The following is a 928-nucleotide window of genomic DNA, read 5'->3' as shown; positions in this document are numbered from 1 at the left end:
GACTAACGATACAAGTTTACCTAATGCTCAAATTTCGGGGTCAGATAATCTTTCATGTGCTACAACATCTGTACTTAGAACTGCTTCGGGGGGGAATTCTTATCTTTGGTCGAATGGTTCAACTAATGCAGCCGTAAATATCTCAACTGCTGGTACTTACACCGTCACAGTAACAGGATCTAATGGATGTACGACCACTACTACTACAACTGTAACCAACGATGCAAGTTTACCTAATGCTCAAATTAATGGAACTAACAATCTAAGCTGTGCTGTTAGCAGCGTTACAAGAACGGCTTCGGGTGGTGGAAACTACCTTTGGTCGAATGGTTCAACTAATGCAACCGTAAATGTCTCAGCTGCAGGTACTTACACCGTTACAGTAACAGGTTTAAATGGTTGTACGGCAACAGCCACTACCACCGTAACTAACGATGGAAGTTTACCGAATGTCCAAATCACGGGTTCTAATAACCTAAGTTGTGCTACTACAAATGTCATTCGCACAGCAAGTGGTGGTGGTTCGTATCTTTGGTCAAACGGACTTGGTACTAACGCAACGGCTACTATCACAGCAGCTGGTACTTACACCGTCACAGTAACAGGTTCAAATGGTTGTACTGCAACAGCCACTACAACCGTAACTAACGATGGAAGTTTACCTAATGTCCAAATCACGGGTTCTAATAACCTAAGTTGTGCTACTACAAACGTCATTCGCACAGCAAGCGGTGGTGGTTCGTATCTTTGGTCAAACGGACTTGGTACTAACGCAACGGCTACTATCACAGCAGCTGGTACTTACACCGTCACAGTAACAGGTTTAAATGGATGTACGGCAACAGCCACTACAACCGTAACTAACGATGGAAGTTTACCGAATGTCCAAATCACGGGTTCTAATAACCTAAGTTGTGCTACTACAAAC

Annotated in this window: 1 pseudogene; it reads left to right on the top strand. The window is 43.5% G+C overall.

Annotated features, from left to right (window positions below):
• Positions 1–928, top strand: a pseudogene (locus ABR854_RS25700) (sugar-binding protein); the annotation flags it as partial.

The sequence above is a fragment of the Emticicia sp. W12TSBA100-4 genome (genome assembly GCF_040253585.1).
Classification (GTDB): domain Bacteria; phylum Bacteroidota; class Bacteroidia; order Cytophagales; family Spirosomataceae; genus Emticicia.
The sequence above is the reverse complement of the archived record's forward strand: the minus strand, read 5'-3'. Positions and strand labels throughout refer to the sequence as shown.